Here is a 21,869-nt window from a genome sequence, read left to right on the forward strand (position 1 = left end):
AACGGGAGGATTCCATGAAATCGATCTTGATGTCGGCCGTCTGCGGCCTCGCCCTGACCGGCACCGCGCTAGCCCAGGACGTCACGCTGAAAGCCTCGCACCAGTGGCCGGGCGGCAAGGGCGACGTGCGGGACGAAATGGTGCAAATGATCGGCAAGGAGATCGCGGCGGCCAATGTCGGTCTTGCCATGCAGGTTTTTCCTGGCGAATCGCTGTTCAAGGCGAAGGACCAGTGGGGCGCGGTGACCAAGGGCCAGGTCGACATAACCGCCTTCCCCCTCGACTATGCTTCGGGACGCCATCCGGAGTTCTCCGCCACTCTGATGCCCGGCCTCGTCGGCAGTCACGAGCGGGCGACGCGGCTGAACGATTCGCCCTTCATGGATGAGATCAAGAAGTCGATCGACGAAGCCGGCGCGATGGTGCTGTCCGACGCCTGGCTGGCAGGCGGCTTCGTGTCTTCCAAGAACTGCATCACCACGCCGGAAAGCGCCAAGGGCCAGACATTGCGAGCTGCCGGTCCCGCCTTCGAGGAAATGCTGGTGGGCGCGGGTGCCTCTATCGCCTCGATGCCATCGTCCGAAATCTACACCGGCATTCAGCAGAATGTGCTTGACGGAGCCAACACCTCGTCTGGCTCACTGGTTTCCTACCGCATCTATGAAGTCGCCAAGTGCCTGACCGCGCCGGGCGAAAACGCGCTCTGGTTCATGTATGAGCCGATTTTGATGTCGAAGCGCTCCTTCGACCGCCTCAATGAGGAGCAGCAGAAAGCCTTGCTCGCGGCTGGCCAGAAGGCAGAAGACTATTTTGCGGGCGAAGCCAAGAAACTCGATGGCGAACTGATCGAGGTCTACAAAAAGGCCGGCGTCGAGGTCACCGAAATGTCGAAGGAGAACTACGACGCCTGGCTCAAGATCGCCAAGGAGACCTCGTATAAAAACTTCGCCGAGAAGGTTCCGAACGGCCAGAAGCTGATCGACGACGCGCTCGCGGTCCAGTAAGGCCGACACCATCCAGGGCGGGCCGGAGAACCCGAGCCCGCCCTCTTACCTTCAATAATTTCAGCGAGGGAGCGCGCATGCGACTCATCATCGCGATCGTTTCGGCGATCTCGCGCGTTCTCGGCGTCATTGCCGCGCTATGCCTGCTAGCGGCGGTTCTATCCGTCAGCGAGATGGTGTTTGTGCGATACGTGCTCGGCCATTCGACGGTCTGGCAAACTGAATTTACGACTTACGCCATCGTCGCCGCGACCTTTCTCGGAGCCCCGTGGGTTCTGATCCAACGCGGTCACGTCAATGTCGATATCCTGCAGCTCGCGGCCGGGCCGAGGCTCCGGCTCGGCATGCAGGTTCTCGCGGCGCTCTTTTCGCTCATTTTCGTGGTGCTGCTCGCCTACGCCGGCTGGGTTCACTATGAAGAAGCCTGGTCGAACAGCTGGACCAGTGAGACGGTCTGGGCCGTTCCACTCTGGATGCCGCTGCTGCCGATGCCAGTCGGCACGGTCATGCTTGCCTTGCAATATGTGGCTGAAATCATGCGGTTATTCGTAGAGCCCGACGCCGAGCTTGGCACACCTGACAACACGCTGTTTTCCGACACCGCGAAGGGAGCCCGGTCATGAGCCCCATGATCGCCGGCCTGTCGATGCTTGTCGCCCTGCTCGGATTGCTCGCGATCGGCACGCCCATCGCCTTCGCGCTCGGGCTGGTCTCGATGGGAGCCCTTTTTTCGGTCTACGGGGCCTTCTTCCTCGAGACCCTCGGCGAACAATTCTTCGGCGCGCTGTCGTCGTTCAGCCTCGTGTCGATTCCGATGTTCATCCTGATGGGCGCGGCCGTTGCCTCCTCACCGGCCGGCAAGGATCTCTACGAGGCGCTCGACCGCTGGCTCAATCGCGTGCCCGGCGGGCTAGTCCTGTCGAATCTGGGCGCCTGCTCGATCTTCGCCGCGCTGTCCGGCTCGTCGCCCGCAACCTGCGCCGCTATCGGCAAGATGGGCATTCCGGAGATGCGCCAACGCGGTTATCCGGCCGAGATCGCCGCCGGGTCGATCGCTGCCGGCGGCACGCTCGGCATCCTGATCCCGCCATCCGTGACGATGATCGTCTACGGCATCGCGACCGAGACCTCGATCGGGCGGCTGTTCCTCGCCGGGCTGCTACCGGGTTTCATGCTGACCGTCTATTTCATGATCTGGACGATCATCGCCTGCAAGCGCCAGGGGCTCGGCCTGTCCGAACTCACCCAGAGCTTTTCGATGCGCGAGCGATTCGAGGCGCTACCGCGAGTACTGCCGTTCCTGGCGATCATCGTCGCGGTACTGTTCGTGCTCTATGGCGGTGTCGCCACCCCGTCCGAGGCCGCCGGCGTCGGCGCGCTGTTCTGCCTCGTCCTTGTCGCTGTGATCTACGGCATCTTCTCGAAGACCTGGAAGTTCTCGCAGATGCGCGTGATCTTCCGCGACACGCTGAAGGAGAGCGTGATGATCATGCTGATCATCGGCGCGTCCGAGTTGTTCGCCTTCGCACTCTCGTCGCTGTTCATCACCCAGTCCATCGCCCAGTACATTGCGGAACTGGACATCAATCGCTGGGCGCTCATGGGCGTGATCAACGTCTTTCTGCTTTTTGCCGGCTTTTTCCTGCCGCCGGTCGGCGTCATTTTGATGACCGCACCGATCCTCCTGCCGATCATCATCGGCGCGGGATTCGATCCCTATTGGTTCGCCGTAATCCTGACCATCAATATGGAGATCGGATTGATCACACCGCCGGTCGGCCTGAATCTCTATGTCATCAACGGCATCGCGCCCGACATCACGCTCGGACAGATCCTGCGGGGCTCCCTGCCCTATGTGATCTGCATGATCCTCGGCATCATCACGCTGTCGTTCTTCCCGCAGATCGCCCTGTTCTTGCCGGACCTGATCATGGGACCGGAATTGTGAGCCGGGTTTCCCTCCTGTCCGATCTGCTCGGCTCGATCGGCGCGCGCTCCTGGTTCCATGGCGAGGATGGCGGCAAGGCGATCAGCCTGCCGGAGCTCGCCGCGCTTTGCCATAAGCTCGTCTCATCACGTGGCGAGGCGACCGGGGTGCGCCTCGCGGCCGACATCCTCAAGGGTTTCCGTGCGCTCGATGACAAGGCAGCCAAACGCTTCTTCCACATGCTCGCCGAAGAGTTCATGCCCGACGCTGAAGCCTTACGCGCCGCGGCAAACGCCTATGCCGAAAGCCCAGGTTCCGATACGCTTGTCGCCCTTCAACGGCTCGCGGAACCGCCCCGCCAGGAATTGTTTCGCCGGCTGAATCTCGCGCCAGGCGGAACGGCCGAGTTGGTCAAGCTCCGCGAGCGGCTGTTGCCATTTTTGAAGTGCGACCGAGAGCGGCTCGGGGCCGTCGACGCCGATCTTCGCCATCTCTTCCAGTCATGGTTCAACCGCGGTTTCCTGATGCTGAAGCCGATCGACTGGGACACGCCGGCCAGCGTGCTGGAAAAGATCATTCGCTACGAAGCCGTCCACGCCATCGGTAATTGGGATGAATTGCGCCAGCGCCTTGCCCCGGTCGACCGACGCTGCTTCGGCTTTTTCCATCCCTCAATTCCGGACGACCCGCTGATCTTCGTCGAGGTCGCCCTGACCGACGAAGTTCCAGCCAGTATCGCATCGGTGCTCGACCCGGACCGGACCGTTCTGCCCCCGGAAGCGGCGCAGACAGCTGTCTTCTACTCGATATCCAACTGTCACACGGGGCTGGCGGGCGTGTCCTTCGGCTCGTTCCTGATCAAGCAGGTGGCCGAGGACCTCAAGGAGACGGTCCCGAGCCTGAAAGCCTTCGTCACGCTGTCCCCTGCGCCGGGCTTCGCATCCTGGATCGCCGGGCTGTCGGCGGAGGCGGCTGAAGGGCTGGAAGCCAACGAGAAGCGCACGCTGGCGATCATCGGCGAAGCCGGGTGGTCAGCGGATCCGACCAAGGCCGAGGCGGCCCGACCCGGCCTGCTCTCGCTCGCCGCCCGCTATTACCTGCGCGCCAAGCGCGGCGACGACCGGCCGATCGATCCGGTCGCGCGGTTCCATCTCGGCAACGGCGCCGTTCTCAACCGCATCATGCACCTGGGCGACACCTCCACGAGTGGCTTGGCGCAGGCGCATGGGCTGATGGTGAACTACCTCTATGATCTGCCGCGCATCGAGCAGCGTCACGAAGCCTACGCGGCGGACGGCGAGATCGCGGCCAGCCGGGCCGTCACCGCGCTCCTGCCGGGACGGGCCGGCAGCCATTCGATGAAGGACGTAGCATGACCAATCCGCTCTTCGACGGACTCCTCGCAGCCGGACAGCGCGATCCGGCGCGCCGTTTCGCCATACTCCCGGACGGGCGGAGCTACAGCTACCAGGACGTCGAGGCGGTTTCGGCGCGCTTCGCCAATGCCCTCGTCGATCTGGGCGTCAAGCCCGGCGACCGGGTGGCGGTTCAGGTCGATAAATCCATAGAAGCCTTGATGCTCTATCTCGCGACGGTGCGGGCCGGCGGCGTATTCCTGCCGCTCAACACCGCCTACACGCCGACCGAGGTGGAATATTTCCTCACCGACGCGGGTCCGCGGGTTTTCGTTTGCGATCCGGCCAGGCGTGACACGCTCGTCCCCGTCGCCGAAAAGGCCGGCGCGGCGATCGAAACGCTCGGCGTTTGGACCGCGCCGGACAAAAGCGCCGGCAGCCTCAGCGACAAGGCGCTGGCGGCACCGACAACATTTGAGACGGTCGCTCGGGATGCCGGCGATCTGGCGGCGATCCTTTACACCTCGGGGACCACCGGGCGTTCCAAGGGCGCCATGCTCACCCAGGACAATCTCCTGTCGAATGCCGAGGTGCTACGCGACTATTGGCGATTCACCGACAAGGACGTACTCCTCCACGCGCTGCCGATCTTCCACACCCACGGGCTGTTCGTCGCGTCGAACACCGCCATGATCGCCGGCGGGGCGATGATCTTCCTACCGAAATTCGACGTCGAGGAGGCGTTCCGCTTCCTGCCGGACGCGACGGCGATGATGGGCGTTCCCACCTTCTACACGCGGCTTCTCGCCGATAAGCGTCTGACCCGCGAGGCCACGGCCCATATGCGGCTGTTCATGTCGGGCTCGGCGCCGCTACTCGCCGAGACCCACAAGGCCTTTGAGGAGCGCACCGGCCTGCGCATTCTCGAGCGCTACGGCATGACCGAGACCAATATGTCGACCTCGAACCCGCATGACGGCGACCGCCGGGCCGGCACTGTTGGCTTCCCCCTGCCCGGCGTCACCTTGAGAATCGTCGATGCCGAGACCGGCGAGGTACTCCCCAAGGGCGAGATCGGCGTGATCGAGGTCAAGGGGCCGAACGTCTTTTCCGGCTATTGGCAGATGCCGGAGAAGACCGCGGCGGAATTTCGCGACGACGGGTTCTTCATTACCGGCGACCTCGGCATGATCGACGCAGACGGCTACGTGACCATCGTCGGACGCGGCAAGGATTTGGTGATCTCGGGCGGCTTCAACATCTATCCCAAGGAGGTCGAGCTTGCGCTGGACGAACTGCCGGGCGTCGTTGAGAGCGCGGTGATCGGGGTGCCGCACCCAGATTTTGGTGAGGGCGTCGTTGGCGTCGTCGTCGGCGCGTCGGGCCTGAAGGAAGAGGAATTGACCGGGGCGCTGAAGGAGCGGCTCGCCCGGTTCAAACAACCGAAGCGGATCGTCTTCGTCGACGAATTGCCACGCAACACCATGGGCAAGGTCCAGAAGAACGTCCTGCGCGACCGTTTTGCCGATCTGTTGTCCAACGCCTGAACCGGACGAGAGGTCGCCATGCAGTAGACGAGCGCGCCGCAAGCTCTTAGGACGATGGGCACAGCGAAGATCGGCGAATGTGGCCAGCCGCGCCAGCGTATCAGACACAAGAAAGAGGGATCCATGTCCACCGCCCCTGCCGCGACCTCCTCGCACGCTCCCACTATGGCGGCCTTCGACTGGGCCGATCCGTTTCGGATTGAGGATCAGTTGAGCGAGGACGAACGCCTGATCCGCGACACGGCCAGCGCTTTCGCGGAGGAAAAGCTGCGTCCCCGGATCGTCGAGGCCTATCAGAACGAGACCACCGACCGGACGATCTTCAACGAGATGGGCGAGCTCGGCCTGCTCGGTCTGACCGTTCCGGAAGAATACGGCTGCGCGGGTGCGTCTTATGTCTCCTATGGGCTTGTCGCGCGGGCAGTCGAGGCGGTCGATTCCGGCTATCGCTCGATGATGAGCGTCCAGTCCTCCCTGGTGATGTATCCGATCTTTGCCTATGGCGACGAGACGCAGCGCAAGAAGTACCTGCCGAAGCTGGCGAGCGGCGAGTATATCGGCTGCTTCGGCCTCACCGAGCCCGACGCCGGCTCCGACCCCAGCGGCATGAAGACGAAAGCCGAGAAGGTCTCCGACGGTTACCGTCTGTCCGGCGCCAAGATGTGGATTTCCAATTCCCCGATCGCGGACGTCTTCGTCGTCTGGGCGAAATCGACCGCCCATGACGGCCAGATCCGGGGCTTCATCCTGGAAAAGGGAATGAAGGGCCTGTCGGCGCCGAAGATCGAGGGCAAGCTGTCCCTGCGGGCTTCGGTCACCGGCGAGATCGTCATGGACGGGGTCGTCGTGCCGGAGGAAAATCTCCTGCCGAATGTGTCCGGCCTCAAGGGTCCGTTCGGCTGCCTCAACCGCGCGCGCTACGGCATATCCTGGGGTGCCATGGGCGCCGCCGAGGATTGCTGGAAGCGGGCCCTCGCCTACACGATGGAACGCATCCAGTTCGACCGGCCTCTGGCCGCGACCCAGCTCGTCCAGAAGAAGCTCGCCGACATGCAGACCGAGATCGCGCTGGGGCTGCAGGCCTCGCTTCGCGTCGGCCGCCTGTTCGACGAGGGCAAGATGGCGCCGGAGATGATCTCGCTGGTCAAGCGCAACAATTGCGGCAAGGCGCTCGACATCGCCCGCGTCGCCCGCGACATGCATGGCGGCAACGGCATCATGGGCGAGTATCACGTCATGCGTCACGCCCAGAATCTGGAGACGGTCAACACTTACGAGGGCACGCACGACGTTCACGCGCTGATCCTCGGCAAGGCCCAGACCGGAATCCAGGCGTTCTTCTGATCCTCTACCCTACGTTAGTATAAGGGCACGCAATCACACGCCTATCCGTTCGACAGGCAGGCGCAGTACTTGTTAAGGTCGACGCGGCGCAATCTCGGGAGCGTGTCGGCGAGGCGAAGCCACGGTGGAAAGTTCAGGAGCGCCTGTTTCGGCCGCTCTTGCCGCATGTGTCCAGCCTCGGCACCGCATCGTTCCCGCGTGACCAAATCGACGGTGCCGAATGGTCGGCATCATCGCTCGTTTTGAACGGACGTCGTTTGCGTCCGCAGTGGAGGACTACCAATGAAAAATCTGCTTCTTGGCACCATTTCCGCCGCCGCCCTCTGCGCCGGCGCATCCAGCGCTTCGGCCGCCGCCGGCTGCGACGATGGCGAGATGGTCATCAAATTCGCCCACGTGGTTGCCGCGACAGGCCATCCCAAGGGTGACGCCGCGACGCTTCTCGCCGAACGCGTGAACCAGGAGATGGATGGCAAGGCCTGCATGGAGGTATTCCCGAACTCCACACTGTTCGACGACGACAAGGTGCTCGAGGCGCTGCTTCTCGGCGACGTGCAGCTCGCCGCGCCGTCGCTGTCGAAGTTCGAGGCCTACACCCTGAAATATCGCCTATACGACCTGCCGTTCCTGTTTTCGAACCTCAAGACCGTCGAGGCCTTTAACGACGGCGAGACCGGCAAGAATCTGCTGACCGTCATGGAGGACAAGGGATATACGGGCCTCGGATATTGGCTGTCCGGCCTGAAGCAGTTTTCGGCCAACAAGCCGCTGCTCGTACCGAGTGATGCGTCCGGGCTGAAGTTCCGTATTCAGACCTCGGACGTCGCCGAAGCGATGATCGAGGCGATGGGCGGTTCGGCGCAGAAGCTCGCCTTCAAGGAGGTCTATGGCGCGCTGCAGACGGGGGTCGTGGACGGCCAGGAAAACACCTGGTCGAACATCTACACCCAGAAGTTCTTCGAGGTGCAGGACGGTATCACCGAGACCAACCATCAGGTCCTCGCCTATCTGCTGGTCACCTCGACCGAATGGCTGAACGGTCTCGAGCCCGAGTTCCGCGACCAGTTCATGAAGATCGTCGACGAAGTCACCGCCGAGGCAAACGGGAACGTCGCCAAAACCGAAGCAAAGAATCGGCAGAACATCATCGACGCCGGCGGCGAGATCCGCGAGCTTTCCCCTGAGCAGCGCGAAGCGTGGGTGTCCACGATGAAGCCGGTCTGGGACAAGTTCACCGACGACATCGGCCAGGACGTCATCGACGCCGCTGTCGCCACGGGCTCGACAAACTAACCGCTAAACGGCCGGGCGCGCCTACGGTGCGCCCGGTCTATTTCGCTATCTCGAGCAACGTTAGTTAGTGCACAGGCTGCTCGCAACGGGCGCCGTCGTGCTGGGGGACTATGCGATGGCCGGCCTGTGGCCCTACCTGGCAATATTGGCCCTGATCGTAGGCTTGCATCTCATCGAACGCCGGCACGCCGAGGCGGTCACCCGGCTCGAGGAGAATATCCTCGCGATCCTTCTGGCGACCATCACGCTTGTCTCCTTTTCGCAGGTGATCGCCCGTTATGGCTTCAACTCCGGTTGGTCCGGCGCCCTCGAACTGACCCGCATACTCTTCGCCTGGATGATCCTGTTCGGCATGGGCTACGGGCTGAAGCAGGGGCTGCATCTGGGTGTCGACGCAGCGATCCGGCTGTTCCCCAGGCCTGTGTTCCGGATCGCCGCCCTGTTCGGTGCGCTTTGCACCGCCCTTTACGCCATCATTCTGCTGTCGGCCGATTGGCTGTCGATCTTCGGCGCGAACTCCTCCGGCGGCGCCATCTTCTATTGGACCAAGTTCTTCAATCTCGGGCTTGGGCTCGACGACGTGCGCTATCCTGAATGGGTGCAGGAAACCTTCGGCGTTCAGGAGCGCGTCCAACGCTGGATCGCCTATCTGATGCTGCCGATCGGCTTGGCCCTTCTGGCCTACCGTTCGCTACAGGCGATCGTTCAGATCTGGACCGGCCAGCGCGAACTCGTCATCGCCGGCCACGAGGCGGAAGACCTCGTCGCGGAAAACAAAGATCTCCTGAAAGACTGACCGCGATGGAAACGCTCATCCTCTTCATTCTGGTTCTGGGGCTGCTGTTCCTCGGCGCGCCGGTGGCCATTTCGCTCGGCCTCTCCTCGGTCATCACCATCGCCTTTTTCTCCAGCGACTCCATGTCGTCGGTGGCGCTGCAATTGTTCACCGCCTCGCAGAACTACACGCTGCTGGCGATCCCGTTCTTCGTGCTCGCCTCCGCCTTCATGTCGACCGGAGGCGTCGCCAAGCGGCTCATTAACTTCGCCATCGCCACGGTCGGCCATTTTCGTGGCGGCCTCGCCATGGCCTCCGTTTTGGCCTGCATGCTGTTCGCCGCCCTCTCCGGCTCGTCTCCGGCCACCGTCGTCGCGATCGGCACCATCGCCATCGCGGGTATGCGCAAGGTCGGCTACAGCAAGGAGTTCGCGGCTGGCATCATCGCCAACGCCGGCACCCTCGGAATCCTGATACCGCCATCCATCGTCATGGTCGTCTATTCGGCCGCCACTGACGTGTCCGTCGGGCGCATGTTCCTCGCCGGCGTCGTTCCTGGCATCGTCGCCGGGCTGATGCTGATGATCGCGATCTACATCATGGCGCGGATCAAGAACCTGCCGGCCGAGCCCTGGCGCGGCTTCCACGAGATCGCACGCCACGGCAAAGACGCCGGCTGGGGCCTCTTCCTGATCATCATCATCCTCGGCGGCATCTATGGCGGCGTGTTCACGCCGACGGAAGCGGCGGCGGTGGCGGCGGTCTACGCGTTCTTCGTCGCTTTGTTCATCTATCGCGACATGGGACCGCTCAAGGACGAGCCCTGGCTGCGCGAGACCGACTCGTCCCGCGCCCGCGTCGGATTTTCGGCGTTGGTCTATGCCGTCTCCTTTTTCTCCGTCTGGATGATCCTCTCCTTCTTCGCGACCTCCGGTCCCGGCGGCGCGAGCTTCGGCTTCGGCGAGCGGGCGACCGTCGGTCTTGTGCTGTCTTTGGCGATCCTCGTCGCCTACACGCTCTGGCGCGGCGAAAGCGCGGGACTGGCGGGCGTGCCGAAGCACCTGGCCGCCAGCCTGCCGATCTGGGGCCGCAACCTGGGAATGACGGGGCGCTCCTTCTTCAGGGCGTTCTTCAACGAGGACACACGCAAGGTCACCGTCGACGCGGCACGCACGACGATCATGCTGATGTTCATCATCGTCAACGCGCTGCTGTTCGCCCATGTGCTGACGGCGGAACGCATTCCCCAGGCGATCACCGGCCTGATGCTCGATGCCGGCTTCAACTGGTTCACCTTCCTGATCGCGGTCAATATCCTGCTGCTCCTCGGCGGCCAGTTCATGGAACCGTCCGGGCTACTTCTGATCGTCGCGCCGGTGGTGTTCCCGATCGCGATGGAACTCGGCGTCGATCCGGTCCATCTCGGCATCGTCATGGTGGTCAACATGGAGATCGGCATGATCACGCCGCCGATCGGGCTCAACCTGTTCGTCACCTCAGGCATTACCGGGATGAGTCTGGTTCAGGTGGTCAAGGCGGCGCTGCCCTTCGTCGGAGTGCTCTTCCTGTTCCTGATTCTGGTGACCTATGTGCCGATTCTGTCGACCTGGCTGCCCTACAGCCTGATGGGACCGGAGCTCGTCACGAGGTAGGCGGGCCTGTGGCGGGTCGCCGCGGCAGGCCAAGCAAGGCATTGTCGCTGCGCGCGCCGACAGTGCCGACCCGATCGATTCGACGACGTCGCCGGCGTTCTAGACCGAAAGGTGCGCATCGCGGATTTCGGGGTGGTGTTCGAGCTCGGCGAACGAGCCGTCGAATTTCTTCTCGCCGCTTTCGATGATCAGCGCGCGGTCGGCGACGATCCGGGCGAAATGCAGGTTCTGCTCCGAGAGCAGCACCGTCAGGCCCTCCGCCTTGAAGCGTAGGATGGTCTCGGCCATCTGCTCCATGATCAGCGGCGCGAGGCCCTCGGATGGCTCGTCGAGCAGCAGCAGGCGCGGATTTCCCATCAAGGTGCGCGCGATGCTCAGCATTTGCCGCTCGCCGCCGGAAAGTGTCTTGCCACGGTTGTTGCGGCGCTCGCCAAGGTTGGGAAATAGCTGGAACAGCATCTCGACGGTCCATGTCGGGGCCGCGTAGCGGGCAGACTGCCGGCCGACTTCGAGGTTTTCCAAGATTGTGAGATCGGTGAATATCCGCCGCTCCTCCGGCACATAGCCCACCCCGTGGCGGGCGACCTTGTACGCCGGCCACCCGGTGATGTCCTCACCCTCCAGCCGCACCCGGCCGGAGCGGGCGCGGACAAGCTGCATGACGGATTTCATCGTGGTCGTCTTGCCGGCGCCGTTACGTCCGAGCAGCGCCACGACCTCGCCGGAGTTCACCGAAAGACTGAGATCGTGCAGAATATGCGCCCTGCCGTAGAAGCTGTTGATCGCGCTAATCTCAAGCATCGCGACCGTCCCGCGAAAACAGTGTTCCGCCACCCAGATAGACTTGCTGAACCCGCTCGTCGGCGCGGATTTCAGCCGCGGTGCCCTCGGCGATCAGCTCGCCGCGGTTGAGCACCATGATGTGGTGGGCATGGGTGAAGACAACGTCCATGTCGTGCTCGGTGAAGAGCACGCTGATGCCTCGCTCCTCAACGATATCGGCGGTCAGCTGCATCAGCTCCACCCGCTCCCGCGGTGCCATCCCCGCGGTCGGCTCGTCCATCAAAAGAAGACCCGGCCGGTGGCTGAGCGCGATGGCCAGCTCCAGGCGCTTCAGGTCGCCATAGGCCAGGATCGAACAGGCACGGTCTGCCTGGTCGACCATCCCGACAAGCTCGAGCAGCGCCAGCGCTTCGTCGCGATAGAGCCGGTAGGCATAGGGAACTACCGCGAACAGCCGCCGATGATGGCTGATCAGCGCCGTCTGCACGTTCTCGGCGACCGTCATGCTCTGATAGGTGCCGGTGATCTGGAAGGTCCGCCCGACGCCCATGCGCCAGATCCGCCGGGGCGGCAGGCCGGTGATCGGCTTGCCGTGCAGAAACACCTTGCCGCTGCTCGGCTTCAGCTGGCCCATCAGCATGTTGAAGCAGGTAGATTTTCCAGCGCCGTTCGGTCCGATCAGCGCCTTCAGCTCACCCGGCATCACGTCGAAGCTGACATCCTTGACCGCGTCGACGCCGTCGAAGGATTTGGCCAGATGTTCGACCTTGAGGACGGGGCTCACGAAACGCCCTGCCTGTCACGGGTCAAACCGAAGCGCTCGCCCAGCTTGCGCAGCGATCCGACAATGCCGTCGGGCGCCACGATCACCACGGCGATGATCAAAAGGCCGAGGATCAGCCGCCAGTATTGGAGCCGGGTCAGCCAGTCCTTCACCGCTTCCAGCGAGGCGGCGCCAACGACGCCGCCCGAAAGGGTTTTGACCCCGCCGAGGAAGACGACGATCAAGGCGTCGAAGCTCTTGGCGATCTCCAATTCGTTCGGAAAGATCGACCCCTTGGAGAAGACGAACAGGCCGCCGGCAAGGCCCGCCAAAGCGCCGGCAATCGCGAAGGCGACCCACTGCACCGTCTTGACGTTGATACCCGTCGCGGCAGCCTGGCGCGCGCTGTCGCGGCAGGCGCGCAAAGCGTAGCCGAAGGGCGAATGGGTCATATGACGGAGGAAGATGATCCCACCCACGCCGAACAGAAGCGTGAAATAGTAATAGGCCGTGGTGTCGGAGAGCCACGGGGCCGGCCAGATATTGACCAGCCCGTCGTCGCCACCGGTGACCGCGCCCCACTGAAAGACCAGCGACCACACGAGCTGGCTGAAGGCCAGCGTCAGCATGGCGAAATAGACCCCGCTGAGGCGGATGCAGAACCAGCCGATGACGATCGCCAACAGCCCGGCCCCCAGCGGCGCCATCACAAAGGCGATCTCCATCGGCGCGTCGGCGTAGACGACCACGAGCGCCGCCGCATAGGCGCCGCCGCCGAAGAACACCGCGTGACCAAAGCTGACCAGCCCGCCCCAGCTGAGGATGAATTGCAGCGATGCGGCGAACAGGCAGACAATGAGGATATCGGTCACCAGCACCTGGGTGAAGTTCGAACCAAACACAGGAAGGAGCAAGAGAGCCGCGAGAAGTGCCGCGACGAACAGCCGGCCCCGCGGTCCGGCGGGGCGCATCGGCTGTTCCGGCTCGCCCGCTTGCCCTTGCTCGCCGGCCACCTCCTCGCGCCCCAAGAGACCGTAGGGGCGCACCATCAGCACCACGGCCATGACGACGAACATCAGCACCAGCGTGCTTTGCGGCAGGTAGAGGACGCCGAAGACATTCAGGACTGAAATGAGCACCGCGGCGAGAAACGCCCCGGGCAGCGATCCCATGCCGCCGATCACCACCACCACGAAGATGGCGGCAAGGATATTGAAATCCATCAAGAGGTCGGCGCCGCCCTTGGGCAGTTGGATCGCTCCACCCAGCCCGGCCAGCGCCGAGCCGAGAAAGAAGACGCCGGTGAACAGCCAGGCCTGGTTGACGCCGAGCGCGCCGACCATCTCCCGATCCTGCGTCGCCGCCCGCATGAGGATGCCGACGCGTGTCCGGTTGATCAGCCACCACAGGCCGAACAGCACGAAGGGGGTGATCGCAATCAGGGCCAGGTCATATTGCGGCACCGGCTCGCCCATGATGCGCACCACGGATTTCAGTCCTGGCGCGCGCGGCCCCAAGCGGTCTTCCGGCCCCCAGATGATCAGCACCAGATCCTGAATGACCAGGATCACCCCGAAGGTGGCGACCAGTTGAAACAGCTCCGGCGCCCGGTAAATCGGGCGAAGCACCAGGATTTCGACGACCACGCCGACGAGACCGACGGCTATTCCCGCCAGGACGATCGACCCCCAAAAGCCAAAATGCCCCGGAAGGTAATCCATCAGCGAAAGGCCGATATAGGCCCCCAGCATGTAGAACGAGCCGTGGGCGAAATTGACGATGCGGGTCACGCCGAAGATGAGCGACAAGCCGGAAGCGACCAGGAACAGCGCTGCCGCGTTCGCAAGCCCGGTGAGGAGCTGTGCCACAAAAAGTCCCATGGCGTCCGTTCTGTCGCGAGTGATGCGGGCGGATCAAGGCGCCGGCGGAGTCCCAGGACGAGCCCCAGACCTCCGCCGGCGATAAGGCCGGGTGTCAGTCACCCGGGCGCATGGCTTTGATCTCTTCGTCGCTCGGCATGTAGGGGGTCGGATCGACATAGGCCCAATCGACCATCACCCCTTTGCCGTCCTCGACCGCGGTGGTGCCGATAAAGGCGCCCATCGTCGACTGATTGTCGATTGCGCGGTAGGTGATTTCGCCGTCGGGCGTTTCGACCGTCAGCCCTTTGAATGCTTCGAGCAGGGCATCGGTCTCGGTGGAGCCTGCCCTTTCGATCAACGCGGCAACACTCTGGGCGGTCATGTAGCCGACGAGGCTGCCGTTCTTCGGGCTCTCGCCGGTTTCAGCCGTATAGGCATCCACGAATGTCCTTCCCGGTCCCTCGCTGAGCGCGTACCAGGGATATCCGGTCACGACCCAGCCGACTGGCGCCTCATCGCCCAGCGGCTCCAGATATTCCGGCTCGCCGGTCAGCAGCCCGTAGACCTTGCGGCCTTCGAACAGACCTCGCGTGCCGCCCTCGCGGACGAATTTGGCAAGATCGGACCCGAAGGTGACATTGTAGATCGCGTCGGGCTTGGCGGCCTCCAGCGCCTGAACCTCGGCGCCGGCGTCGATCTTGAACAGCGCAGGCCACTGTTCGGTGACGAATTCGACCTCAGGCTTCAGCCGCTTGAGATTGGTCTTGAACGCCTCGACCGCGTCGGTGCCGTAGGCATAGTTCGGCGCGATCGTGGCATAGCGGACCGCGTCGGTCTTCGCGGCCTGTTCGGCCAGCATGGCGGCCTGCACGAAGGTCGAGGTCCGCAGGCGGAACGTGTAGGGATTGCCCGAGCTCCAGACCAGGGCGTCCGCCAGCGGTTCGGCGGCCAGATACAGATAGCCCCTCTCGGCCGCGAGCGAGGAGATGGCGAGGCCGACATTCGACAGGATCGTCCCGGTGAGCATCACCGCGCCCTCGCGGGTCATCAGTTCCTCGGCGATCTTCACGGCCTCGCCCGGCTTGCCCTGGTCGTCGCGGAAGATGAATTCCAGCGGCTTGTCGAGAACGCCCCCCGCCTCGTTGATCTCCTTCAGCGCCAGTTCGATGCCCTTCCTGTAGGGCTCCGCGAAAGCCGCCATCCGCTTATAGTGATTGATATCGCCGATCTTGATCGACTCCTGAGCGACCGCGCCCCCCGAGATGGCAGTCAACAGGGCGGTTGCGACTGCCAGTTTCCGGATAATTCTCATGAGTCTCTCCTGATGGCTTCGGGCACGAAACTCGCACCCATAACGACACAATCATGGTCGGCGAAGACCGAAGCGGGTCGACTTACCGCCCCTGCGCTGTCCATCGCCGGCACCTGGTCGATCCGATCCGCGATCGACCATCGGTACCTGCTCGATCGCAATCGGGATCGGGCAACGCTCCTACCAGCGCTCACTTCCCTTCCTCACCGCTTCCGGCTTTTCCTTATCGTCCGAAGCGCCAATACGGAATAGCGCGTCGATGCGTGTGGTCTATGACCTGCCATGGGCGGCCGTATCGCGAAGCCGCCCGCAGCCCCGGATCGTCAGACAGGGACCGGTCGTCGGCTCCCCGACTGCCCTGCTGCGTTTGCTTGGGGAGTAACAATGCCCGCGACTCCGGCGAAGACTTTCATGACGGCACACACGCGCCGTCGGATCGATTCCAGTCAGAGCACGGAACGCGAGCGGAAAACCGGTTCTGGTTTTTCCTCATTCCGCGCTAGCGTGGTCAGAAGGGAACCGTACGGACGGCCATCCGACAAGGGCGCGCGAATGTTAGACCGAATTGGACGTCTGATCGCGGCATTCCTTCAGGAGCCCGTCATCGATTGTGCCGGGGCCACACCATTCCCGTTCGATGCCTTGCTCCAGGCGTTGCGCCCCTGCGACGTCATTCTGATCGAGGGCAACACCCGCATTTCGTCGCCCATCAAATACCTGACCCAGTCGACCTGGTCGCACTCCGCCCTCTACGTCGGACAGCATCGCGATCTTCGTCACGCCATCATTGAAGCCGACCTCGAACAAGGCGTCATCATCGCGGCGATCGAGAAATACAAGAATGTTCACATCCGGATATGCCGGCCGAGCGGCCTCAACCCCCGTGACCAAGCGCGCATCACCCGATTCGCGGCAGAGCGCGTGGGCAACGGCTACGACCTCCAGAATGTCTTCGATCTGATCCGCTATCTGGTTCCACTGCCCGTCCCGCGCCGGTTTCGCCGCCGGATGATATCGCTGGGTTCGGGCGACCCGACGCGAGCGATCTGCTCGACGCTGATCGCCCAGGCCTTTCAGCATGTCGGCTACCCGATCCTGCCACGCATCGAGACCCATGATCCCCGACGGAGCCGTTGGGGAAACGAGGCCGAGATCATGCATATTCGGCATCACTCGCTGTTCGTGCCGCGCGATTTCGATCTCTCGCCGTTCTTCGAGATCGTCAAACCGCCGCTGCGTCCCGACTTCGACTTCCATGATGTCGAGTGGAGTTCGGCGCACGGCGGCGCCGAGGTGGCTAACACATGATCGGATGATGCGGCCCCGAACCTTCGGCCGGCGGTCCGATAATCCCCGGCAGAGGATCGGTAAACCGTAACGCCCGGCGCCCCCCTGTGAGAAGAGCTCCGGGCGAACACAGTCATCAGGCGGCGTCATCCGCCTTCCCGCGAAGATCCGGCGGAACGGCTTCTTTGCTGAGCGATGCGACCGCGTCCGCGAGACTCATCGACGTCTGGTCGCGCGAGCCGATCCGGCGCAGATTGACCGTCCGCTCCTCGGCCTCGCGCTTGCCGCAGACGAGAATCACAGGGACCTTGGCGACGGAGTGCTCGCGGACCTTGTAGTTGATCTTCTCGTTTCTGAGATCGGTTTCGACCTTGAGGCCTGCCCGCTTCAATTCGGCCGCGACTTCCTCAGCGTAGTCGTCGGCGTCCGACGTGATCGTCGCCACCACCACCTGCAGCGGCGCGAACCACAGCGGCAGATGTCCGGCATAGTTTTCGAGCAGGATTCCGAGGAATCGCTCCATCGAACCGCAGATCGCCCGGTGGATCATCACCGGGGTCTTCTTGTCGGAATCCTTGTCGATGTAGAACGCGCCGAAGCGTTCCGGCAGGGTGAAGTCGACCTGGGTGGTGCCGCATTGCCAGTCGCGCCCGATGGCGTCGCGCAGGACGTATTCGAATTTCGGCCCGTAGAACGCCCCCTCGCCCGGATTGATCGCGGTCTTGATCTTGCCGCCCGACTGCGCCGCGATCTGCTCGAGCACATCGGCCATGATCTTTTCGGCGTGGTCCCAGTTGGCGTCCGATCCGACGCGCTTTTCGGGCCGGGTCGACAGTTTCACCGTGATCTCGTCGAAGCCGAAATCGGCATAGGTCGACAGGATCAGATCGTTGATCCGCAGGCATTCCGACTCGAGCTGATCCTCGGTGCAGAAGACGTGAGCGTCGTCCTGGGTGAAACCGCGCACGCGCATGAGACCATGCAGCGCCCCGGACGGTTCGTAGCGATGGACGTTACCGAATTCCGCATAGCGAATGGGCAGATCGCGGTAGCTTTTTAGACCGTGTTTGAAGATCTGCACATGGCCGGGGCAATTCATCGGCTTAATCGCGAAGACGCGTTCGTCCTCGGTCTCGGTGACGAACATATTTTCCTTGTACCAGCCCCAATGGCCAGAGGTTTCCCACAGCGCCTTGTCGAGGATCTGCGGCGCGTTGACCTCGTCATAGGTGCCTTCGAGACGGCGGCGCATGTAGCTGACGAGGTTCTGGAACATCCGCCAGCCATGCGCGTGCCAGAAGACGACACCCGGCCCCTCCTCCTGGAAATGAAACAGGTCCATCTCCCGGCCGAGCCGGCGGTGATCGCGCTTTTCCGCCTCCTCCAGCATGTGGAGATAGGCTTTCAACTGCTCCTGATTGGCCCAGGCGGTCCCGTAGATGCGGGTCAGCATCGGATTGTTCGAGTCCCCGCGCCAATAGGCGCCCGCGACCTTCATCAGCTTGAAGGCGTCGCCGACCTGGCCGGTCGAAGCCATGTGCGGCCCGCGGCAGAGATCGAACCAGTCGCCCTGGCTGTATATCTTGACGTCCTGGTCCTCGGGGATCGCGTCCAGCAGTTCGACCTTGTAGGCCTCCCCCTTGTCGGCGAACACCTGACGCGCCTTGTCACGCGGCCAGACTTCCTTGGTGAAGCGCGCGTTGCGGCGAATAATCTCGGCCATCTTCTTCTCGATGGTCGTCAGGTCGTCGGTGGTGAAGGGCGTATCGCGGGCGAAATCGTAATAGAAGCCGTTCTCGATCACCGGGCCGATCGTCACCTGGGTGTCCGGCCACAACTCCTGAACCGCTTCGGCCATGACGTGGGCGGCGTCGTGCCGAATGAGTTCGAGCGCGCGCGGGTCGTCGCGGGTGACGATCTCGAGCGCACCGCCGCGCCCGAGCGGATCGGCCAGATCGCGCACTTCACCGTCGAGCGCATAGGCGACGGCTTTCTTGGCAAGCGATTTGGAAATGCCGACGGCAACGTCGATACCGCGCGTCGCGGCGTCGAATTCGCGCGCGGAGCCATCGGGAAAGATCAGGGAAACGGCCTCAGCCATGGTGCGTACTCTCTCATCCAGTCCCGCCAACGAACGCGGGTGGTTCGATTTGCCGGTGATCCGGCGCGAAATCGCAGTGCTTGATCGTGATTTGCACGCGATGGTCGCGGCCGATATATTTGACGGGCGCGTGCCTATGCAAGGGAGCCGCAGTCATGAACATCGAAATTCTGCAGCCGAAGGCCTTCGATCTTGTGGGAAGCCGCATCCTCATCGCGGGCAACGCGGTCGGGTTTGAAAGCCATCTGACGATCAGGGTCAGCGACGGACATGACGAGGTGACAGCCGCTGCCACCGTGGGTTCGCTATCCATCAGGCAGTTCCAGGCGGCCGTCGACATCCCGTCCAATGCCGCCTTCACGCTGAGCCGGCTCTTCGTCACCGTCACCGACGACAGCGCTGGCGGCCCCAACCCGCCGACCGTGACCGTGCCGGTTCTCTACGGTCCGAAGATCCTTCCGGGATATGTCGGGTATTGGGAGCACATGGTGATCAGCGGCGAGACGCTCTCGGCCCTGGCGAACCGGTACTACGAGGATGCCTCGAAATACCCGGTCATCCAAGCGGCCAATCAACAGTTTGTCGCCGATCCGAACCTGATCTTTCCGGGACAGTTGCTAAGAATCCCGCGGGACTTCTGAACCGGTTGGAACGCGCCGCCCTCTGCGTCGATCGGGTTCAATGCTGGGGTCCCACCTGGCGACGATGAGGTCTATTTCGTTTTTTCCGTCCTATCCGTAGGCACCGGGTCGAGGCCCGCGGTCCCGAACGGGCCGCAGCGGGCAACCCGCCGCGCGCTCAGGAACCCGCCTCGCATCAGCCCGTGCCGGGCCACCGCCTCATAGGCGTATTCCGAGCAGGTCGGGATGTGCCGGCAATGGCCACCCACGAACGGCGAAAAGACGATCTGGTAGAAACGGACGAGCGCCATTCCGACCAGGCGGCCCGGCGTCCGTTGCCAGGGCCCGTCGTAATTGCGGCTCAAGGGTCGAGCGCGGTCACGCAAACCCTTGGGCGCCGCGTGATCGGGTTTTTGGTCAGACTTGCACATCACCAGACCAGTTCGACGCGCTTGTGGAACCGAAGCCCGGCGTAGCAGTCATGCCGCCGCGCTCTCGTCCTTGCGGGCGATCTGATCGAGCGCGTCGACCACCGCGTCGAAGGTCAGCATGGTGGAGGCATGCCGGGCCTTGTAGTCGCGGACGGGCTCCAGATATTTCAGATCCTCGAAGCGGCCCGACGGCGGTGCTCCGTTCTCCTTCAGCATCCGGCGCATCGTCTCACGGACCGCACGCAATTCGTCAGGTGTAGCGCCGACGATATGGCTGGCCATCACCGACGACGAGGCCTGTCCGAGCGCGCAGGCCTTCACCTCATGGGCGAAATCCGACACGACCCCGTCGGCGAGCTTCAGATCGACCGTCACCGTCGAGCCGCAAAGCTTGGAGTGCGCGGTCGCGCTCGCATCCGCGCTGTCGAGACGCCCGATCCGGGGAATGTTGCCGGCCAACTCGAGAATGCGGGAATTGTACACGTCGTCGATCACTGCAACACCATCCGTCGGCTTCGGCCGTTTGCCCTGTCATTTCGCTTTTTCCGAAACTATATAGTTGCTCGGGCACCGGTTCGAAAGTCGCCGTCCTCGGTCGCATTGTCATGGCCCGGTGGCGCCGGAAGTGGGGTAGGTGTGGACAGGATATCGATTTCGAGCCGTAATGACGCTCCGGCGCAGGCTCCAGACCAACATTCCCTATGGATTGCCGCACGAATTCCGACTGGCACGGAGCGAAGCAAGATGGACGCTGTCGTCAAGAAATTTCCCGACGTTGCCGACGAGAGGCACACCGAGCGGCCGAGCCGAGCGGAAGCGGAGGCGGCGGTGGAGACGTTGTTGCGCTGGGTCGGCGAAGATCCGACCCGTGAGGGCCTGCGCGAAACCCCGGCCCGCGTCGTGAAATCCTATGAGGAGCTGTTCGGAGGCTACCGACAGGAAGCCGGCGACGTTCTCGGCCGCACCTTCGAGGAAATTTCCGGCTACGACGACATGGTTCTGGTTCGCGACGTGGACTTTCATTCGCACTGTGAGCACCACATGGTGCCAATCATCGGCAAGGCGCATGTCGCCTATGTCCCGGACGGTCGCGTTCTCGGCCTGTCGAAGATCGCGCGCGTCGTCGATATCTATGGTCGCCGCCTGCAGACGCAGGAATCGATGACCGCGCAGATCGCCACGGCTATCGTCAGTATGCTTCGGCCCAAGGGCATCGCGGTGATGATCGAAGCCGAACATATGTGCATGTCGATGCGCGGTATCCGGTCCAAGGGCTCGCTGACCGTGACAACGTCGTTCCAGGGCGTCTTTGCCGACGATGGCGAGTTGAAGGGGCGGTTCTTCTCGCTGACCGGCCACCGGGTGTGAGAATGGCGATGTCGGACAAGCAGGTGTTTGATCGTCCATCAGCCGACGCGAGTGAACAAGAGGAAGGAACCCGGCTTCGGCCGCGATTCGACGCGGCCGGCCTCGTCACCGCCGTCGTCACCGATCACGCCTCCGGCGAGCTCTTGATGGTCGCCCATATGAACGAACGGGCGCTTGAAGCGACCCTGTCGACAGGATTGGCACATTACTGGTCGCGTTCGCGCAACGCGCTCTGGAAAAAGGGCGAAACGTCCGGCGCCCTACAGAGCGTTCGCGAAGTCCGCGTCGACTGCGACCAGGACGCCGTCTGGCTGAAAGTCGCGGTCGCCAAGCCGAACGACACTTGCCACACCAGCCGCTCGACCTGTTTCTATCGTGTCGTCGCGGACGATGGGCAGAGCCTTGCGGTTCGCGAGACGGGAGATGGTCCCGTCGCCTCTTAATC

Annotated in this window: 20 protein-coding genes; 13 read left to right on the top strand and 7 right to left on the bottom strand. The window is 63.1% G+C overall.

Annotated features, from left to right (window positions below; all coding sequences use genetic code 11):
* Positions 1-14 precede the first annotated feature (14 nt).
* The 9 genes from VSX60_RS14175 (at position 15) to VSX60_RS14215 (ending at position 10,897) form a co-directional block, all read left to right on the top strand.
* Positions 15-1,004: a TRAP transporter substrate-binding protein gene (locus VSX60_RS14175; protein WP_327624872.1), complete on the top strand. Its 990-nt coding sequence runs from the start codon at positions 15-17 to the stop codon at positions 1,002-1,004.
* Positions 1,005-1,081: 77 nt separating this feature from the next.
* Positions 1,082-1,627 carry a TRAP transporter small permease subunit gene (locus VSX60_RS14180; protein WP_327624873.1) on the top strand — a complete coding sequence of 182 codons (546 nt, stop codon included), beginning with the start codon at positions 1,082-1,084 and terminating at the stop codon, positions 1,625-1,627.
* Positions 1,624-2,952 carry a TRAP transporter large permease gene (locus VSX60_RS14185; RefSeq protein ID WP_327624874.1) on the top strand — a complete coding sequence of 443 codons (1,329 nt, stop codon included), beginning with the start codon at positions 1,624-1,626 and terminating at the stop codon, positions 2,950-2,952. The genes VSX60_RS14180 and VSX60_RS14185 overlap by 4 nt, the downstream gene beginning before the upstream one ends.
* Entirely contained in the window at positions 2,949-4,307 is a 1,359-nt protein-coding gene (locus VSX60_RS14190; RefSeq protein ID WP_327624875.1) for a malonyl-CoA decarboxylase, read from the top strand. The genes VSX60_RS14185 and VSX60_RS14190 overlap by 4 nt, the downstream gene beginning before the upstream one ends.
* The gene (locus tag VSX60_RS14195; RefSeq protein ID WP_327624876.1) at positions 4,304-5,833 is read left to right on the top strand and encodes a malonate--CoA ligase; all 1,530 of its coding nucleotides are present in this window, start codon (positions 4,304-4,306) and stop codon (positions 5,831-5,833) included. Before VSX60_RS14190 ends, VSX60_RS14195 begins: the two co-directional genes overlap by 4 nt.
* A gap of 123 nt (positions 5,834-5,956) precedes the next feature.
* A complete protein-coding gene (locus VSX60_RS14200) occupies positions 5,957-7,177 on the top strand; it encodes an acyl-CoA dehydrogenase (protein WP_327624877.1) in 1,221 nt (406 codons plus the stop codon).
* A 282-nt stretch (positions 7,178-7,459) separates the two neighbouring features.
* Positions 7,460-8,470, top strand: a complete 1,011-nt coding sequence (locus VSX60_RS14205) for a DctP family TRAP transporter solute-binding subunit (protein ID WP_327624878.1) — start codon at positions 7,460-7,462, stop codon at positions 8,468-8,470.
* A gap of 115 nt (positions 8,471-8,585) precedes the next feature.
* A complete protein-coding gene (locus tag VSX60_RS14210) occupies positions 8,586-9,266 on the top strand; it encodes a TRAP transporter small permease (protein WP_327624918.1) in 681 nt (226 codons plus the stop codon).
* Positions 9,267-9,271: 5 nt separating this feature from the next.
* Positions 9,272-10,897 carry a TRAP transporter large permease gene (locus tag VSX60_RS14215; RefSeq protein ID WP_327624879.1) on the top strand — a complete coding sequence of 542 codons (1,626 nt, stop codon included), beginning with the start codon at positions 9,272-9,274 and terminating at the stop codon, positions 10,895-10,897.
* Between the two features lie 99 nt (positions 10,898-10,996).
* On the opposite strand, the gene VSX60_RS14220 is transcribed toward VSX60_RS14215, so the two are convergent.
* The 4 genes from VSX60_RS14220 to VSX60_RS14235 all read right to left on the bottom strand — a co-directional run bounded on the left by VSX60_RS14220 (position 10,997) and on the right by VSX60_RS14235 (position 15,617).
* Positions 10,997-11,698: an ABC transporter ATP-binding protein gene (locus tag VSX60_RS14220; RefSeq protein ID WP_327624880.1), complete on the bottom strand. Its 702-nt coding sequence runs from the start codon at positions 11,696-11,698 to the stop codon at positions 10,997-10,999.
* Complete coding sequence (locus tag VSX60_RS14225; protein ID WP_327624881.1) at positions 11,691-12,464, bottom strand: ABC transporter ATP-binding protein; 774 nt, start codon at positions 12,462-12,464, stop codon at positions 11,691-11,693. Before VSX60_RS14225 ends, VSX60_RS14220 begins: the two co-directional genes overlap by 8 nt.
* The gene (locus VSX60_RS14230; RefSeq protein ID WP_327624882.1) at positions 12,461-14,323 is read right to left on the bottom strand and encodes an ABC transporter permease; all 1,863 of its coding nucleotides are present in this window, start codon (positions 14,321-14,323) and stop codon (positions 12,461-12,463) included. Before VSX60_RS14230 ends, VSX60_RS14225 begins: the two co-directional genes overlap by 4 nt.
* A 94-nt stretch (positions 14,324-14,417) precedes the next feature.
* The gene (locus VSX60_RS14235; protein WP_327624883.1) at positions 14,418-15,617 is read right to left on the bottom strand and encodes an ABC transporter substrate-binding protein; all 1,200 of its coding nucleotides are present in this window, start codon (positions 15,615-15,617) and stop codon (positions 14,418-14,420) included.
* A 552-nt stretch (positions 15,618-16,169) separates the two neighbouring features.
* Between VSX60_RS14235 and VSX60_RS14240 the strand changes: the two genes are divergently transcribed.
* Positions 16,170-16,925, top strand: a complete 756-nt coding sequence (locus tag VSX60_RS14240; protein ID WP_327624884.1) for a YiiX/YebB-like N1pC/P60 family cysteine hydrolase — start codon at positions 16,170-16,172, stop codon at positions 16,923-16,925.
* Positions 16,926-17,040: 115 nt separating this feature from the next.
* Here VSX60_RS14240 and thrS read toward each other — a convergent pair whose 3' ends face one another.
* A complete protein-coding gene (gene thrS, locus VSX60_RS14245; RefSeq protein WP_327624885.1) occupies positions 17,041-19,005 on the bottom strand; it encodes a threonine--tRNA ligase in 1,965 nt (654 codons plus the stop codon).
* A 155-nt stretch (positions 19,006-19,160) separates the two neighbouring features.
* Here thrS and VSX60_RS14250 point away from each other — a divergent pair, with 155 nt between their 5' ends.
* Positions 19,161-19,646 carry a LysM peptidoglycan-binding domain-containing protein gene (locus VSX60_RS14250; RefSeq protein ID WP_327624886.1) on the top strand — a complete coding sequence of 162 codons (486 nt, stop codon included), beginning with the start codon at positions 19,161-19,163 and terminating at the stop codon, positions 19,644-19,646.
* A 71-nt stretch (positions 19,647-19,717) separates the two neighbouring features.
* Here VSX60_RS14250 and yidD read toward each other — a convergent pair whose 3' ends face one another.
* Together yidD and VSX60_RS14260 are read right to left on the bottom strand one after the other, a co-directional pair.
* Positions 19,718-20,056 carry a membrane protein insertion efficiency factor YidD gene (gene yidD, locus VSX60_RS14255; RefSeq protein ID WP_442873103.1) on the bottom strand — a complete coding sequence of 113 codons (339 nt, stop codon included), beginning with the start codon at positions 20,054-20,056 and terminating at the stop codon, positions 19,718-19,720.
* A 48-nt stretch (positions 20,057-20,104) separates the two neighbouring features.
* The gene (locus VSX60_RS14260; RefSeq protein ID WP_327624887.1) at positions 20,105-20,551 is read right to left on the bottom strand and encodes an iron-sulfur cluster assembly scaffold protein; all 447 of its coding nucleotides are present in this window, start codon (positions 20,549-20,551) and stop codon (positions 20,105-20,107) included.
* A gap of 249 nt (positions 20,552-20,800) precedes the next feature.
* Here VSX60_RS14260 and folE point away from each other — a divergent pair, with 249 nt between their 5' ends.
* Both folE and hisI read left to right on the top strand, forming a co-directional pair.
* The gene (folE, locus tag VSX60_RS14265; RefSeq protein ID WP_327624888.1) at positions 20,801-21,424 is read left to right on the top strand and encodes a GTP cyclohydrolase I FolE; all 624 of its coding nucleotides are present in this window, start codon (positions 20,801-20,803) and stop codon (positions 21,422-21,424) included.
* An 8-nt stretch (positions 21,425-21,432) separates the two neighbouring features.
* Positions 21,433-21,867, top strand: a complete 435-nt coding sequence (gene hisI, locus VSX60_RS14270; RefSeq protein WP_327624889.1) for a phosphoribosyl-AMP cyclohydrolase — start codon at positions 21,433-21,435, stop codon at positions 21,865-21,867.
* Positions 21,868-21,869 lie beyond the last annotated feature (2 nt).

Origin of the sequence: Aurantimonas sp. A3-2-R12 (assembly GCF_036016755.1) — a bacterium.
Classification (GTDB): domain Bacteria; phylum Pseudomonadota; class Alphaproteobacteria; order Rhizobiales; family Rhizobiaceae; genus Aurantimonas; species Aurantimonas coralicida_A.

Coding starts and splice junctions, on each gene's coding strand:
- VSX60_RS14195 (WP_327624876.1), top strand. CDS start 4,304: ATGACCAATCCGCTCTTCGACGGACTCCTCGCAGCCGGACAGCGCGAT.
- VSX60_RS14235 (WP_327624883.1), bottom strand. CDS start 15,617: ATGAGAATTATCCGGAAACTGGCAGTCGCAACCGCCCTGTTGACTGCC.
- yidD (WP_442873103.1), bottom strand. CDS start 20,056: ATGTGCAAGTCTGACCAAAAACCCGATCACGCGGCGCCCAAGGGTTTG.
- VSX60_RS14210 (WP_327624918.1), top strand. CDS start 8,586: ATGGCCGGCCTGTGGCCCTACCTGGCAATATTGGCCCTGATCGTAGGC.
- VSX60_RS14250 (WP_327624886.1), top strand. CDS start 19,161: ATGAACATCGAAATTCTGCAGCCGAAGGCCTTCGATCTTGTGGGAAGC.
- VSX60_RS14180 (WP_327624873.1), top strand. CDS start 1,082: ATGCGACTCATCATCGCGATCGTTTCGGCGATCTCGCGCGTTCTCGGC.
- VSX60_RS14215 (WP_327624879.1), top strand. CDS start 9,272: ATGGAAACGCTCATCCTCTTCATTCTGGTTCTGGGGCTGCTGTTCCTC.
- folE (WP_327624888.1), top strand. CDS start 20,801: ATGGACGCTGTCGTCAAGAAATTTCCCGACGTTGCCGACGAGAGGCAC.
- VSX60_RS14200 (WP_327624877.1), top strand. CDS start 5,957: ATGTCCACCGCCCCTGCCGCGACCTCCTCGCACGCTCCCACTATGGCG.
- thrS (WP_327624885.1), bottom strand. CDS start 19,005: ATGGCTGAGGCCGTTTCCCTGATCTTTCCCGATGGCTCCGCGCGCGAA.
- VSX60_RS14220 (WP_327624880.1), bottom strand. CDS start 11,698: ATGCTTGAGATTAGCGCGATCAACAGCTTCTACGGCAGGGCGCATATT.
- hisI (WP_327624889.1), top strand. CDS start 21,433: ATGTCGGACAAGCAGGTGTTTGATCGTCCATCAGCCGACGCGAGTGAA.
- VSX60_RS14230 (WP_327624882.1), bottom strand. CDS start 14,323: ATGGGACTTTTTGTGGCACAGCTCCTCACCGGGCTTGCGAACGCGGCA.
- VSX60_RS14185 (WP_327624874.1), top strand. CDS start 1,624: ATGAGCCCCATGATCGCCGGCCTGTCGATGCTTGTCGCCCTGCTCGGA.
- VSX60_RS14240 (WP_327624884.1), top strand. CDS start 16,170: ATGTTAGACCGAATTGGACGTCTGATCGCGGCATTCCTTCAGGAGCCC.
- VSX60_RS14175 (WP_327624872.1), top strand. CDS start 15: ATGAAATCGATCTTGATGTCGGCCGTCTGCGGCCTCGCCCTGACCGGC.
- VSX60_RS14205 (WP_327624878.1), top strand. CDS start 7,460: ATGAAAAATCTGCTTCTTGGCACCATTTCCGCCGCCGCCCTCTGCGCC.